General features: G+C 32.6%; 13 protein-coding genes. 6 read left to right on the top strand and 7 right to left on the bottom strand.

What is annotated here, in order from left to right:
• Positions 1–3: 3 nt before the first annotated feature.
• A complete protein-coding gene (locus N5D46_RS02240; RefSeq protein WP_125350490.1) occupies positions 4–1,668 on the top strand; it encodes a hypothetical protein in 1,665 nt (554 codons plus the stop codon).
• A 251-nt stretch (positions 1,669–1,919) separates the two neighbouring features.
• Here the strand turns inward: N5D46_RS02240 and N5D46_RS02235 are convergent, their stop codons facing one another.
• Together N5D46_RS02235 and N5D46_RS02230 are read right to left on the bottom strand one after the other, a co-directional pair.
• Entirely contained in the window at positions 1,920–2,171 is a 252-nt protein-coding gene (locus tag N5D46_RS02235) for a hypothetical protein (protein WP_125350491.1), read from the bottom strand.
• Between the two features lie 71 nt (positions 2,172–2,242).
• A complete protein-coding gene (locus N5D46_RS02230; RefSeq protein WP_185144212.1) occupies positions 2,243–2,401 on the bottom strand; it encodes a hypothetical protein in 159 nt (52 codons plus the stop codon).
• Between the two features lie 223 nt (positions 2,402–2,624).
• Between N5D46_RS02230 and N5D46_RS02225 the strand changes: the two genes are divergently transcribed.
• From N5D46_RS02225 to metQ, 5 genes are all read left to right on the top strand, one after another.
• Positions 2,625–3,497 carry a pirin family protein gene (locus N5D46_RS02225; RefSeq protein ID WP_280049070.1) on the top strand — a complete coding sequence of 291 codons (873 nt, stop codon included), beginning with the start codon at positions 2,625–2,627 and terminating at the stop codon, positions 3,495–3,497.
• A 24-nt stretch (positions 3,498–3,521) separates the two neighbouring features.
• Complete coding sequence (locus N5D46_RS02220; RefSeq protein ID WP_280037269.1) at positions 3,522–3,803, top strand: GNAT family N-acetyltransferase; 282 nt, start codon at positions 3,522–3,524, stop codon at positions 3,801–3,803.
• A gap of 258 nt (positions 3,804–4,061) precedes the next feature.
• Positions 4,062–5,099, top strand: coding sequence for an ATP-binding cassette domain-containing protein (locus tag N5D46_RS02215; RefSeq protein WP_280049069.1), 1,038 nt, complete (start codon positions 4,062–4,064; stop codon positions 5,097–5,099).
• Positions 5,080–5,733, top strand: coding sequence for a methionine ABC transporter permease MetI (gene metI, locus N5D46_RS02210; protein WP_280037273.1), 654 nt, complete (start codon positions 5,080–5,082; stop codon positions 5,731–5,733). The genes N5D46_RS02215 and metI overlap by 20 nt, the downstream gene beginning before the upstream one ends.
• 8 nt (positions 5,734–5,741) lie before the next feature.
• Positions 5,742–6,551, top strand: coding sequence for a methionine ABC transporter substrate-binding lipoprotein MetQ (gene metQ, locus N5D46_RS02205; protein WP_280037274.1), 810 nt, complete (start codon positions 5,742–5,744; stop codon positions 6,549–6,551).
• 64 nt (positions 6,552–6,615) lie between these two features.
• Here the strand turns inward: metQ and ggt are convergent, their stop codons facing one another.
• From ggt to infB, 5 genes are all read right to left on the bottom strand, one after another.
• Positions 6,616–8,283, bottom strand: a complete 1,668-nt coding sequence (gene ggt, locus N5D46_RS02200) for a gamma-glutamyltransferase (RefSeq protein ID WP_280049068.1) — start codon at positions 8,281–8,283, stop codon at positions 6,616–6,618.
• Positions 8,284–8,359: 76 nt separating this feature from the next.
• The gene (locus N5D46_RS02195; RefSeq protein ID WP_280049067.1) at positions 8,360–9,115 is read right to left on the bottom strand and encodes a TonB-dependent receptor; all 756 of its coding nucleotides are present in this window, start codon (positions 9,113–9,115) and stop codon (positions 8,360–8,362) included.
• Positions 9,116–9,309: 194 nt separating this feature from the next.
• Complete coding sequence (locus tag N5D46_RS02190) at positions 9,310–10,818, bottom strand: TonB-dependent receptor plug domain-containing protein (RefSeq protein ID WP_280049065.1); 1,509 nt, start codon at positions 10,816–10,818, stop codon at positions 9,310–9,312.
• Entirely contained in the window at positions 10,815–11,156 is a 342-nt protein-coding gene (locus N5D46_RS02185) for a carboxypeptidase regulatory-like domain-containing protein (protein WP_280049064.1), read from the bottom strand. The genes N5D46_RS02190 and N5D46_RS02185 overlap by 4 nt, the downstream gene beginning before the upstream one ends.
• A 235-nt stretch (positions 11,157–11,391) precedes the next feature.
• Positions 11,392–14,451 carry a translation initiation factor IF-2 gene (gene infB, locus N5D46_RS02180; RefSeq protein WP_280037279.1) on the bottom strand — a complete coding sequence of 1,020 codons (3,060 nt, stop codon included), beginning with the start codon at positions 14,449–14,451 and terminating at the stop codon, positions 11,392–11,394.
• Positions 14,452–14,505 lie beyond the last annotated feature (54 nt).

Below are 14,505 nucleotides of genomic sequence, written 5' to 3'. Positions count from 1 at the left end.
CTTATGAATACTATTGAAAATTTACTCAAATTAATTTCTTCTCAAAACAAAAGAGATATTAAAAAACTCGAAATTAGAGAATTAGAAGAAGAAAAAAAAGGGAACTTTATTGCTTTTGTAGATGACCAGTCGAATAGTTACGATGTAAATATAGTAATCAAAAATAAAGAAGTTACTTCCCATTCTTGTGATTGTGGAAGTAACGAATCTTGGTGTATTCATCAAAAAAAAATGCTAGAAGAAATCGTAAAACTTACCTCTTTAAAACCTGTTAAAAAAACTCGCATAAAAAAAGAAAAAGAGAGCGAAACTTTACTTAAACTAATTGAAGAAGAAGATTTAAGAAAATGGTTACTTGATTTTTTTAATACAAATAGAGAAGCTGAACAATATTTCATGTTATCATTTTCTCAAAAACAAAAAGAGTATTCTCTTGATGAAGTAGAACAATTAATAAAAGATACAATAACCTCAATAATAGGTAAAAAAAGGAAAGTAGAAATATCCGAAGTAAAAAAGATAATCGATTTACTACAAATTGCTCTTGAACCTGTATTTGCTTATATAGATTGCATTATTAAGACGACAGAAATCGTAAAACCACTAATTATAAGAATATGTGATTTATTACTTTCTTTTCATTTTAACTCGGGTACAACAAGTAAAAGATTAGAAAAATATGTTTACGCTATTATAGAAAAATATGCTTTTAGGATCAATAAAATAGCAGTAGAAGAACAATGGAAAAACGTTGTACTTGATCATTGGAGCAACTTCCTTAATATGGATAATATAACTGTAAATGATTTTGAAATAAATAAAGAAATATATTATCAAGCGACTACAGAGAGAAAAAAAATTATCGGACAACACCTTCTAAATTACCTAAAAAAATGGCATAAAGAAAATATAAATTATAACATAGAGATTCAGACATTCTTTCTACAAATCATGATAGAGACAGAGTTGTTTACAGAAATAAAAGATTATTTCAAACCATCAATTTATCAAAATGACTATAATTTAATGATTTTAGAAGAACTAATGAAAACTGACCATATTGCTGTAGAAGCTTATTGTAAAGATATTATTTCAAACAATTCTAAAGAAAAATACAACTACCCTTATTACAATATTCTAGAAAAACTTTATAAACAGACAAATGATTTGCCTAAATATACAGAAATAAAACTTTTAAAATTCCCTTACAATCCATCATTAGAAGATTTTCTTTTTATAAAAAATCATTTAAATGAAGAAGAAAAGTTTAAAAAATTCAGAACGAAAACACTTACTAATCTTAAAATAAATTTTTACGAATCAGATGATTGTATTGATTTATATTTTAAGATATTAGATGCTGAAAAGGAGTATAAAAAAATGATCGATGTAATAAGTAATTATGTTCCAGCTGAAATAATTTTATGTTATTTTGATCAACTCTTTTTATTTAACAAAAATACCTTCTTAATAAATTTACTTAAACGTTTAGCTTATCTCTACAGTTATTCTTCTCAAAAAGATATGGAACTTGATTTAATCAATAAAATTAAAAAATCATACGGCGATATACTTATTAAAAAATATTTAGATTTTTTAATTAATAGCGATAATTTTATAAAAATTAGAATTCAGAATAATGAATTTATAGAAAAACTACTTGACTAATTTATTTGTTTAATTGTGATCTCATAGACCTGAAATAAACAGTTGAATAAAATTCTGATGCTGAAAACAGTTTAAAATCAATATACATTGGGATGTGAATGAAACGATGAAGCTATCTTTTCGACAAAACGTGCCATGGAAGAAGAGCCTTTGCTAAAGGTTACACTTCCTAATATGGTTGATGAGAATTTATTATATATAACTAAACCCACCTCAATTGAGGTGGGCTTTATACTTCTATAAAAAGAATATTAAGAATGTATAGCTACAACAGTAGCTACTGCAGCTCTTACACAATCTTCGATATATGTTTTGATTGCATCACGATCCTCAACATTTATTTTACTGTCTTGATAAGCTTTTTCAACATCATTTTTCAAATCAGTAATTTTCTTTTCAGATTTCTCTATTTCTTTTGCGTCTTTTACATTAATACTATCAATCAACGCTTTACCCAAATCACTTGCTAATTTTTTAGCTTTATCATTTAACAATGCAGGCATCGGAATTTTAGCAACAGCAGCATTTGCGGCAGCAATATCTGTATAAATAACTGTTGCAATATCTGATTTTACTACAGCTTTGTCGCAACTTGATTTGCTTCGTTTGCATCATACGCTTTGTCTAAAGCTTTCTGTGACTCTTTTTGCGCTTTTTCTTGAGGTGTTTCATTTTTACAAGATCCTAATGTAACTAATGCAAATACACCTAAAACTATTGAATTTTTTTTCATTTTTATTTATTTTGTTAGATAGATACAACCAAATATAAAAAAAACAATAATTAGACAAACATCGTTCATCTATATTTTAGAACTATTTAAATTTAACAGATCATACAAACCATTGATATATGTTAACTTATTCAATTAAAACTTCTTAACCTACATCAATATAATCAACTATTTAGCTTCGTAAATTTGTATAACAAAAATAAAAACATATAAAAAAATCATTATGAATACAAAAAATATAGAAATAGTTATCGCTCCAAGAGAACCTCACTTCGTTGGAGATGGGTTTAGAGTTCACAATTTTATTCCAAGTGGTTATCATTTAGATATGAAAAGAATGGATCCATTTATTATGTTAGATTACAATTCTAAATTCAATTTTCCAGCAACAGACAAACCAAAAGGTGTTGGCGTGCATCCACATCGTGGTTTCGAAACTGTAACTATTTCTTATGAAGGAAGCGTTTCTCATCACGATAGTTCTGGTGGAGGAGGAACAATTCATCAAGGCGATGTACAATGGATGACAGCAGCTTCGGGTGTTCTACACAAAGAATATCATGCCGAAGAATTTTATAAACAAGGTGGAATTTTTCAAATGGTTCAATTGTGGGTAAATCTTCCTGCAAAGGATAAAATGAGCACTCCAAAATATCAAGCGATTGAACATAAAGATATTCCAACTGTAGAAGTTGAAAATGGTTTTATCGAAGTTATTTCTGGTGAATATAACCAAACAAAAGGTGCTGCATCAACATTTTCTCCTGTTAATATGCTGAATGCAAAATTGAATGAAGGCGGAAAAGCTAATTTTAATTTCCCTGAAAATTACAATACCGTTTTATTAGTTATTGATGGAGAAGTAAAAGTGAACAACCAAGAAATTGTTCCAACGGATCACTTATTATTGTTTACAAACGAAGGCGAAGATTTCTCAATTGAAGCAACAAAAAATAGTGTGGTATTAATTTTGAGTGGAGAACCTTTGAATGAGCCAATCGCTTCCTATGGTCCTTTTGTGATGAATACACAAGAGCAAATTCGCGAAGCTTTTGAGGATTTTAATAACGGAAAGTTTGGTACTTTAGAAGATTAATAAACAACTTAAAAAATAAAACTCATGGAAATTAAACAAATTGATGATAAGAAAAATGGTGCTTTTGTCGTTTTAGATGGTGATAAAAAAGCTGGAGAAATGGATTACGTTTGGGCTGGTAATGATAAAATTATTATCGATCATACAGAGGTTGACGAAGCATATGGTGGACAAGGTGTTGGTAAAAAAGCTTTATTAGCCTTAGTAGATTGGGTGAGAAAAGATAATATCAAAGTAATTCCTTTGTGTCCTTTTGCTAAAGCGCAGTTTGAAAAAAATCCAGAAATTAGAGATATCTTATCTTAAGAAATAATTACTATGAATTTCGATTATACAATAATAAATCGTAATCTTAAATATTAATTAGAAAATTTATCCTGCAAGATGGTTATTTTGTAGAATAAATTTCATTTTTAATAAAAAATCATTCAAAAAAAACTAATTATTTTTGCATAACTTTTTATAAGTCCATAATTTTAATAGACTTTATAAAAGCAAAAAAAAACACAACCTCTCTGCATTTATTTATAATAATTGAGAGGTTTTTTTATTAAGATTTTTAGAATGATTGAACTAAAAAATATATCCAAAACTTTCAGAACTTCTAAAAGAGAAATTCATGCTTTGCGCGATGTTTCTTTGCAGATAGAAGAAGGAAAAATTTTTGGAATCATTGGTAAATCTGGTGCCGGAAAAAGCACCTTGATTCGCTGTGTTAATTTATTAGAACGACCTGATACAGGAGAAGTTTTGATAAATGGAACAAATTTATTGAACTTAAATAATTCAAAATTAACTTTAGAAAGAAGAAAAATCGGTATGATTTTTCAACATTTCAATTTACTTTCTTCGCGAACTGTAGAAGAAAATATTGCTTTTCCGATGGAATTGGAAGGTATCTCAAAAAGCCAAATAAAAACAAAGGTTGACGAACTTTTACACCTTGTTGATATTCACGAAAAAGCAAAAGAATATCCTACAAATTTATCAGGCGGACAAAAACAACGTGTTGCAATAGCGCGTGCTTTGGCTAATAATCCAACAGTTTTGTTATGTGACGAAGCGACAAGTGCGTTAGATCCTGCGACTACAAAATCTATTTTGAAATTGTTGAAAGAAATCAATCAACGATTAAATCTAACGATTCTCTTAATCACCCATGAAATGGAAGTAATCAATTCTATTTGTGATGAAGTTGGAGTGATTGAAAGTGGAAAATTAGTAGAACATGGTACAGTAGAAGAAATTTTCACAAATCCGAAAGAGAATATCACGCAAGAATTTATCAAAAATTCATTGGACATAGCTTTACCTCTAAGTTTTCAGAAAAATTTGGTTGATACTTATTCAGATAATAACTCAATAATTTATAAAATCAATTTCACGAATCAACCAAAATTCAATCAACTTATTGCAGAAATAAATTCGTTGCATAATATTGAAGCAGAAATCGTAAATTCAAGAATCGAATATGCTGGAGAAATCAATTACGGAACATTTTTCTTGAAAATTAATTCAAAAGAAAACTCAGCAATCGAAACATATTTACAGCAAAATAAATTTAATTTAGAAAAAATCGGTTATGTCAGAAGCAGTTATTAATCTATTACTTAAGGGAACTTGGGAAACAGTTTTAATGACATTTGTTTCCGGATTTTTTGGTTTTGTACTTGGTCTTCCAATCGGAATATTCTTGTTTTTAACGAGAAAAGGACAATTATTAGAAAACAAATTGGTTAATCAAATTTTAGCCTTTTTTGTCAATATTTTCAGATCAATTCCATTCATTATTCTAATCGTTTGGATGATTCCTTTTACACGAAGTTTAGTTGGAACATCAATCGGCGTTTCTGCTGCCTTGGTACCTCTTAGTATTGGAGCCGCACCATTTATAGCGCGTTTAGTAGAAAATAGTTTATTAGAGATTCCTGAAGGTTTGATAGAAGCAGCACGTTCTATGGGTGCAAAACCTTCGCAAATCATTTTCAAAGTTTTGTTACCAGAAGCATTACCATCGTTAATAAATGCCGCAACAATTACGTTAATTACTTTAGTCGGCTATTCGGCAATGGGTGGCGCTGTAGGAGCTGGCGGATTAGGACAAATCGGTTATCAATATGGGTATGTTGGATATGATACTTTTATAATGAATACCGTTTTAATTCTATTAATAATTATCGTTTTTATCATCCAATTTACTGGTGATTTCTTATCAAAAAAATTCAATCATAAATAATTTAAACAATGAAAAAGTTAATTAAAAATATACTTCTTACAACACTATCAGCACTTGCTTTAACATCATGTGGAGAATCTAAAACTGATGCAAATACAATAAATGTTGGTGTAATGACTGGACCTGAATTTGAGGTTGCTCAAATTGCAAAACAAGTTGCAAAAGAAAAATACAATTTGGAAGTAGAATTGATTACTTTCAATGATTATATTATTCCGAATGAAGCGTTGAATCAAGGTGATTTAGATGTTAATGCTTACCAAACAGTTCCATTTTTAGAAGAACAAGAAAAACAACGTGGTTACAAATTAGAACCTATTGGAAATACATTTTTATACCCAATCGTTGGATATTCTAAAAAAATAAAATCTATAAATGAATTAAAAGAAGGTAATACAATTGCTATTCCGAATGATCCAGCTAATGGAGGTCGATCTTTATTGTTGTTACAAAAAATAGGTTTAATTAAATTGAAAGATGGTGTGGGTTTATTTCCTAAATTAACTGATATTGTTTCTAATCCTAAAAAATTAGAGATTTTAGAATTAGAAGCTCCCCAATTACCTCGTGTTTTAGATGATGAAAAAGTAGCGATTTCTGTTATTAATAATAATTTTGCAGGACAAGCTGGTTTAGATGCTAAAAAACAAGGAATTTTTACAGAGGATAAAGAATCGCCTTATGTCAATATCATTGTGAGTCGTGAAGACAACAAAAACGATGAAAAAGTGAAGAAATTTGTACAAGCATACCAATCTGAACAAGTTGTTAAAAAAGCAGACGAAGTATTCAAAGGTGGAGCTATAAAAGGTTGGTAAAATAATTATTTATAATATTAAAAAGGCTATTCAATTGAATAGCCTTTTTGTTTATCTAACTTTTTTAATACCCTACTGCCTTATCATCTCCTCGCGGATCTGCTCCAGCTTGATACGTTCCATCCTTGTTTACCAAAATTCCTTCTACACGTCCATAAGGTTTACGTTCTTTCAACTTATAACCTTTTTGTTTTAACGTTTCGCGAACATTTTCTGATATCGCATTTGGTTCATAATCGATCTGGTCTGGCAACCATTGATGATGAAATCTTGGTGCTGCAACAGCTTCTTGCATCGTCATTCCGAAATCAACAACATTCAAGATGGCTTGAAAAACTGACGTTATAATTGTAGAGCCACCTGGCGTTCCCACAACCATAAACAATTTACCATCTTTCTCTAAAATAGAAGGCGTCATCGAACTTAACATTCTTTTCGAAGGTTCAATCGCATTAGCTTTTCCTCCAACTAAACCATATAAATTTGGTGTACCTGGTTTTACAGAAAAATCATCCATTTCATCATTCAACAAAAATCCTGCACCTTCTACTACAACCAAAGATCCATAGGAATTATTCAAAGTAGTCGTTACAGAAGCCGCATTTCCATCTTTGTCAACAATTACATAATGCGTTGTTTCCATTGACTCTTTACCAATTATTTCTCCCGCTTTAATTGCTGAACTTGGTGTTGCTTTATCAAACGAAAAATCTTTCATTCGATTTACATTATAACTTTTATCCAACAATTGTTTTTGCGGAACTTTTATAAAATCTGGATCACCTAAATGCTCTGCGCGATCAGCATAAACGCGACGCTCTGCTTCTACCATCACTTGAATTGTAGAATCTGCTTGAAATCCCCATTTGTTGATTGGATAATCTTCGATTGATTGAAATAACGAAACCAATGCAATTCCTCCACTTGAAGGCGGCGGCATCGAAATTACTTTAAGACCTTTATAATTTCCCGAAACTGGCGTTCTCCAAACCGATTGATATTGTTTTAAATCTTCGTGCGAAATAATTCCGTTTCCGCGTTTCATTTCTTTCACTATTAAATCAGCCGTTTTTCCTTCATAAAAACCAGCACGACCTTTTTGTTGAATTAATTTTAATGTATTTGCTAAATCTTTTTGAACCAACAAATCTCCTTCTTTCCAAGATGATTTAGACGTTAAAGCATTCGTTTTTGAATTATATTTTACAAAATCATTATGCTTATTTGTCAGTTCGCTCGCTTGTTGTTTTGTTATTTTAAATCCTTTTTGAGCTAAATTAATAGCTGGCTGAACTAATTCTTTCCAATTTAATTTCCCATATTTTTCATGCGCTTTCACCATTCCATCGACTGTTCCGGGTACTCCTGCAGCAAATTGTCCATACAAACTAAGATCAGTAATTGCATTTCCATTTTTGTCCCAATACATATCTTCACTCGCTTTCAAAGGTGCTTTTTCACGATAATCTAACGCATCGGTCTTTCCTTTTGAATCACGATAAACCAAAAATCCACCGCCACCAATATTTCCTGCATTTGGATAAACAACCGCCAACGCAAACTGAACTGCAATAGAAGCGTCAATCGCATTTCCACCTTTTTTTAGAATTTCAACTCCAACTTTTGAAGCTTCGGGATGAGCTGTTACAACAGCTCCATTTTTGTAAGATTCTTGCGCATTCAACTGAATAATCGCGAAGAATGAAACTATAATAAATGATATTTTTTTCATAAAATCGATTTAAACAAAAATACCAAACCTTCATCAATTACGACAAAGATTTGGTAAAACATATAAACTATTTAAATTATAAACTTAATGATAAACGAGCGAAAGCAAAGCGTCCTCCTGTTCCGAATTGTTGTCCAGTACGTGAATACACAAAATATCCTGCTCCTCTATTTCCTCCAATTTTCGTTTCATCAGGATAGATATCAAACAAATTATTTGCTCCTATTGTTAACGAAATATTTTTGTTGAAAGCATAACCAAAACTCAAATCTGTTACAACTTTTCCGCTAAATGTTTGCGAATCGGCCACCGTATTTGTCGCTGCATCAACTTCTCCAAAATACACGTTTCTTAAGTAAACATTCCATTTATCCAATGAATAATTCATGGATAAATTAATTTTTGTACGAGGTATAGCCGATTCTAAATAAATACGACTTGAACGATCAAAATAAGTAGACTCTTTTCCTTTCAATAAATCGGAAGCATGTACATCACCCACAACATTTGTCTTGCTAAAAGTCGCCGATAAATCTCCACGTAATTTTCCTGCTCCCAAACGATCTTGATACGTCAAAACTACATCTATTCCTTTGGTTTCGGTATCAATTGCATTTGCGAAGAAACGAGCCGAAGTTGCATTTGCTTGTTGCAATAATTCGTAAATCTCTTTGTCTTGAGCTGATGCATTTGCTGCATTGCTTCCTGTGAAAGATCCTGTGTAAATGATTCGGTCATCAATTCTGATAAAATATCCATCAACACTCAATTTGAATTTTCCCCAATTTGCCGTTGCTCCAGCCGAAACTGATTTCGATTTTTCTTCGTTCAATTGTGGAATTCCTAATAATTTTGCAGCACGACTATCATTTGTAAAAGTTTCTGAATTAGAAATTGCTCCATCTAAGAATAAACTTGAAGTTGCGCTAAAATATAATTGATGCTAAGATGGTGCTCTAAATCCTGTACTTGCAGCGGCTCTCAACACATAGTTTCCTAATTTGTATCGAGTCGAAATTTTTCCATTTAACGTTGATCCAAATCTGAATAATCTTCGTAACGTAACGCAGCAGCTACTAAGAAATCTTTCGTAAAATTGAATTCAGTATCTAAATACCCCGCAACAGAATGACGATTTGCATTGACTTCATTCGCTGGTAAAAATCCAGGAAAAGCTTGCGCTCCGCCTGCTAAAGCAGTACCATTTGCAGCAAATAAAGTATTGATATTTCCGTTAAAATCTTGTACATAAACTGGCTTTCCATTTCCGTCTACGCCAATTTGACGAACTTTACCATAATTCGCATAAGATGATTCTTCACCTCCTACAATTTGATAATTCTCATAACGAAATTCTGCACCAAACGCGACATTAATTCCAGCTAAAACATCATCAAAAAAACGCGTAAAATCTAGGTTTGTTGTATTCTGCGTAAAACGATATCCACCAGCTTCAAAAGATGTTGGCGAAGATTCTTTCATCGATGCGTTAACTGTATTTTTGACTCCAAAATCGATGGTATTATTTCCGTATGTGTTTGAAAAATCAACTTTCCAACCGTTAATTTCACTACGAATTCCCGCTGCTAAAGAGCGATCGTAATTATTAGTTTGAATTAATGGTAAAAATCCATTTGGATAAATTGACGCTACTGTTTGATGTAACTGAGCAGGCTGACGACGAAAAGCCGCCGATTCACCCAAACGATAATTTAATCCTCCAAATGCATAAATTTCGGTTTTATCTGAAACTGGAAAAAGTGAGTTTATAAAAATTGCTCCTCCTTCATTTTTTGATTGTCCAATGCGCGAAACATAATCAGCACGCGTTTCTCCACGACGGGCTAATTCTTCCTCTGTAATATCTTTTCCAGTTGGATTTGGGTATAAATCTGGTCGATTATAATCAGAAAAAATTGTTCCTGTAAATTCTTTTTGACGATTGAATGGTTGACGCTTGTCGTAAGAACCTGCAACATTTACAAATCCTCCTTTTTCACCCACTTTTACACCATAATTTACATTCGCTTGAAAAGTTTCACCATCAAAATTATCTTCTGCATTTCTCGAAAGATTTCCTCCATACGAAATTGACGCACGTAGTTTATCTGTCGAATCTTCCAAGACAATATTAATCACACCTGCAATCGCATCAGAACCATATTGAGCCGCGGCTCCATCTCGAAGAATTTCAATTCGTTTAATTGCAGAAGTTGGTATTGCATTCAAATCTGTACCGACAGAACCTTTACCAAACGAACCATTAATATTAACCAATGATGTTGTATGACGACGTTTTCCGTTAATCAAAACCAATACTTGATCTGGTCCTAAACCGCGCAAAGAAGCAGGATCTATATGATCTGTTCCGTCAGAAATAACTTGCGTATTCGAGCTAAAAGATGGCGCAACATAATTTAAGATTTGATTCAACGAAACTTGTCCTACATCTTTTGTCACCTCTTTAATATCTATCACATCAACTGGTGTTGAAGAATCTAATTGTGTACGTCCAACTGCACGTGAACCAATCAAAACGACTTCGCTAAGATCAGTATCCGAATTGATTGTAAAAAGAAATCTAAAGAAACTTCATTTTCATCAAGCACATTAATCGTTTGCGTCGTTGTTGGCTCACCTATTTTTGAAACAATAATTTCATACTTTCCAGGCTCTAACGTTAATTGATATAAACCATCTGCATCTGTTGTCGTCGTAATATTTGTTCCTTTTACATTAACCGTTGCTTGATCGATTGGTCCATTTACATCTTCAACCGTACCTGTGACTTTAGTTTGGGCGAATAAAAATGTTCCGCCGAAAAGAGCAGTTAGAAAAAATATTTTTTTGAGTGAGTATAATTTCTTGTTCATATTTACAATTTTAAAAGTCTAGCAAATTTATAGACTTTATAGAATATAAAACAAGTCGTTTTTAAATAAAATAAAACTTTAAATTAATGTTAAATAGAGATTCTATTCTAAAAATAAGATTAATAACAGAATATAATTCTATATAATAAGTAGAGTATTGATTTTTATTAAATAAAATTTCATAAAAAAAGGAGCTCAAATTGAGCTCCTTTTTAAAATATTTGTTGAGAATTGATTATTTCAATTTCTTTTTAACCTCTACAGTTTCGTAAGCTTCGATAATGTCACCTACTTGAATGTCGTTGAAGTTTTTGATGTTAAGACCACATTCGTAACCTTTACTAACTTCTTTCACATCATCTTTGAAACGTTTCAATGAAGCTAATTCACCATCGTGAATCACAACTCCATCACGAATGATACGAATACTAGAGTTTCTATAAACTTTACCGTCTAAGACCATACATCCGGCAATAGTACCAACTTTCGTTACTTTGAATGTTTCACGAACCTCAATATTACCTGTTACTTGCTCTTTCAACTCTGGAGATAACATTCCTTCCATCGCTTCTTTGATCTCTTCGATCGCAGCATAGATAATTGAGTATGTTCTAATTTCAACTTCTTCTTTTTCTGCAATATCACGAGCAGATCCACCAGGACGAACATTAAATCCAATAATAATCGCATCTGAAGCAGAAGCTAATAATACGTCAGATTCTGTAATTTGTCCAACTCCTTTGTGTAAGATGTTAACAATAATTTCTTCTGTCGAAAGTTTTTGTAAAGAGTCTGTCAATGCTTCTACAGAACCATCCACGTCCCCTTTCAAGATAATATTCAACTCTTTGAAGTCTCCTAAAGCAATACGACGTCCAATCTCATCAAGTGTAATATGTTTTTGTGTACGAATAGTTTGCTCACGTTGTAATTGATCTCTACGAGTTGCAATTTGTTTCGCTTCGCGTTCATCTTCGTAAACTTTGAACTTATCACCTGCTGTTGGCGCACCCGCTAATCCTAATATCGTAACTGGTGTTGATGGTCCAGCAACTTTGATATTGTTACCACGCTCATCTAACATTGCACGAACTTTACCATGGTGAGATCCTGCTAATACATAATCTCCGATGTGTAATGTACCTGTTTGTACAATAATTGTCGAAACATATCCACGTCCTTTATCTAATGCAGCTTCTACAACTGTACCAGATGCTTTACGTTTTGGATTCGCTTTAAGGTCTAATACCTCAGCTTCTAATAATACTTTTTCTAATAAATCTTCTACTCCTAAACCAGATTTAGCCGAGATTTCTTGAGATTGGTAAGTACCACCCCAGTCTTCAACTAATAAGTTCATTTGAGCTAATTGCTCTTTTACTTTTTCTGGGTTAGCTGCTGGTTTATCAACCTTATTGATAGCGAATACCATTGGTACTCCAGCTGCTTGAGCGTGAGAAATTGCTTCACGTGTTTGTGGCATGATTTGGTCATCGGCCGCAATTACAATAATTGCAATATCCGTTACTTGAGCACCACGAGCACGCATCGCTGTAAAGGCCTCGTGACCTGGTGTATCTAAGAACGCTACACGCTTACCACTTGGCAATGTTACGTTATACGCACCAATGTGTTGTGTAATACCTCCAGACTCACCAGCAATTACGTTTGCTTTACGAATATAATCTAATAAAGATGTTTTACCATGGTCAACGTGTCCCATTACAGTTACAATTGGCGCACGAGTTACTAAATCTTCTTCGTTATCGATTTCTTCTTCTTCAGTTGAGATTTCTTCTTCAGCATTAGCAAATACTGCTTCGAATCCGAAATCATCTGCAACTAATTGAATTGTATCCGCTTCAAGACGTTGGTTCATGGTAACCATGATTCCCAATGACATACATGCAGAGATAACTTCTGTAACAGAAACATCCATTAACGAAGCTAATTCGTTAACCGTTACAAATTCTGTTACATGTAAAGTTTTGTCCATGTCTATTGCTTCTTGCTCTTGCTCAGCAAACTCACGACGTTCTTTACGTTTGTCTCTTCTGTGTTTAGCCCCTTTAGATCCTTTTCCTTTGTTAGTAAGTTTATCTAAAGTGTCTTTAATTTGTTTTTTAACATCTTCGTCAGAAAGTTCTACTTGAGGAACTCTTGGTCCACGGTTGTTTCCACCTCTAAAGTTTCCACCACCTTGACGATTTCCACCTTGACCTCCTGGGCGATTTCCTCCTTGTCCTTGACCTCCTTGACGGTTGTTATTATTTCCTCCTCCATGGTTGTTATTACCACCTTGGCGGTTATTATTATTTCCTCCGTGGTTGTTGTTACCACCTTGACGATTATTATTGTTTCCTCCGTTTTCTCCAGCTTTTGTTACATCTTCTGGTTTAACGTTTTTCTGGATACGTTTGCGCTTTTTCTTGTCAGCAGCGTTATTAGCACCTTTTTGATTCCCTTTTTTATCGTCAGTTTTTTTCTTATCAAATTTAGATAAGTCAATCTTTGCACCTGTAAAATTAGGTCCATCTAATTTTGTGTAGACAGTTTCAATTTTTTGAGGTTCAACTGCTGCTACTTCTTCAATTTCTTCTTTCTTCACTTCAGGCTTCGCTTCCGTTTTTATTTCAGGCTTTTTAACCTCTTCCACCTTTTTAGGTTCTTCTTTCTTCACCTCTTTTTTAACTTCCGCCTTCGGTGCTTCCGCCTTTTTAGGTTCTGCTTGCTCTTTTTTAGGAGCTGGAGAATCTTGCTTTTTAGGTTTACCTGTATTATTTATTTTATCAAGATCAATAACTTTTATCACTTTCGGTCCTTTCGGTTCCTCTTTTGATTCAGTTTTTGGTTCAGCTTTTGGAGCTTCCTCTTTCTTGATTTCTTCTTTCTTCACCTCTTCTTTTACCGCAGTTTTTTCTACTTTGGCTTTAGGTTTCAAAGCATCTAAGTCTATTTTTCCAACAGTCTTTGGTCCTTCCAATTCAACTTTCGTCGTTTCAATGATTTCAGGTTTCTTTTCTACTGGTTTTTCAGTTGCAGCTTTTGCTTCTGCTTCTTTTTTCTCAGCGGCTTTGATATCTGAAATTTTGTTAATGACTACTTCACCGGAAGCTTGCTTTTGTTTAGCATCAGATCGGAACTCATTAACTAAAATATCGTAAGTTGGCACATCGATTTTAGAGTTCGGATTTTTTTCTACTGTTGTACCCTTCCCTTCTAAAAAATCAACAGCTCTATCTATTGATATATTTAATTCTTTTAATACTTTACTTAATCTTATTGTTTCCGACATATGAAGCTAATCTCTTATTTTAATGTTTGCAAATGTATGAATTGTTTATGACTT

The sequence above is a fragment of the Empedobacter sp. GD03865 genome (genome assembly GCF_029840775.1).
In the GTDB taxonomy this organism is placed as follows: Bacteria; Bacteroidota; Bacteroidia; order Flavobacteriales; family Weeksellaceae; genus Empedobacter; species Empedobacter falsenii_B.
Note: the sequence above shows the minus strand (reverse complement) of the source record. Positions and strands in the feature narration are given on the sequence as shown.

Excerpts from the sequence above, each read along its gene's own strand:
- N5D46_RS02240 (WP_125350490.1), top strand. The coding sequence starts at position 4 with ATGAATACTATTGAAAATTTACTCAAATTAATTTCTTCTCAAAACAAA.
- metQ (WP_280037274.1), top strand. The coding sequence starts at position 5,742 with ATGAAAAAGTTAATTAAAAATATACTTCTTACAACACTATCAGCACTT.
- N5D46_RS02225 (WP_280049070.1), top strand. The coding sequence starts at position 2,625 with ATGAATACAAAAAATATAGAAATAGTTATCGCTCCAAGAGAACCTCAC.
- ggt (WP_280049068.1), bottom strand. The coding sequence starts at position 8,283 with ATGAAAAAAATATCATTTATTATAGTTTCATTCTTCGCGATTATTCAG.
- infB (WP_280037279.1), bottom strand. The coding sequence starts at position 14,451 with ATGTCGGAAACAATAAGATTAAGTAAAGTATTAAAAGAATTAAATATA.
- N5D46_RS02185 (WP_280049064.1), bottom strand. The coding sequence starts at position 11,156 with ATGAACAAGAAATTATACTCACTCAAAAAAATATTTTTTCTAACTGCT.
- N5D46_RS02235 (WP_125350491.1), bottom strand. The coding sequence starts at position 2,171 with ATGCCTGCATTGTTAAATGATAAAGCTAAAAAATTAGCAAGTGATTTG.
- metI (WP_280037273.1), top strand. The coding sequence starts at position 5,080 with ATGTCAGAAGCAGTTATTAATCTATTACTTAAGGGAACTTGGGAAACA.
- N5D46_RS02215 (WP_280049069.1), top strand. The coding sequence starts at position 4,062 with ATGATTGAACTAAAAAATATATCCAAAACTTTCAGAACTTCTAAAAGA.
- N5D46_RS02230 (WP_185144212.1), bottom strand. The coding sequence starts at position 2,401 with ATGAAAAAAAATTCAATAGTTTTAGGTGTATTTGCATTAGTTACATTA.
- N5D46_RS02220 (WP_280037269.1), top strand. The coding sequence starts at position 3,522 with ATGGAAATTAAACAAATTGATGATAAGAAAAATGGTGCTTTTGTCGTT.